Origin of the sequence: Sodalis-like endosymbiont of Proechinophthirus fluctus (assembly GCF_001602625.1) — a bacterium.
GTDB lineage: Bacteria > Pseudomonadota > Gammaproteobacteria > Enterobacterales > Enterobacteriaceae.
In genome coordinates this window covers 1-269 of record NZ_LECR01000056.1, presented here as the reverse complement: position 1 = coordinate 269, position 269 = coordinate 1, and the positions used below count along the sequence as shown (strand labels likewise).

General features: G+C 60.2%; 1 pseudogene. It reads left to right on the top strand.

Going from position 1 to position 269, the window contains the following annotated elements:
- Positions 1 to 269: pseudogene (gene thiP, locus BG74_RS06280) on the top strand (thiamine/thiamine pyrophosphate ABC transporter permease ThiP); the annotation flags it as partial.

Genomic DNA, 269 nt, shown 5'->3' with positions numbered 1-269 from the left:
GCCATTGCCGCCTTCAGTGCCCTTTGGCGCCACGCGCCCACGTATCCCTGGCGTCCGCTGCTGGCGGATAGCTATCTATGGCATATAGTGTCCTTTACCTTTACCCAGGCACTGCTATCGGCGCTGTGCTCCACTTTGCCGGCTGTAGCGCTGGCCCGAGCTCTCTACCGTCGGTGGTTTCCCGGCCGCACGCTGCTGCTACGCTTTTGCAGTATGACACTGGTATTGCCGGTGCTCGTGGGCGTCTTTGGCATTATGAGCGTGTTTGG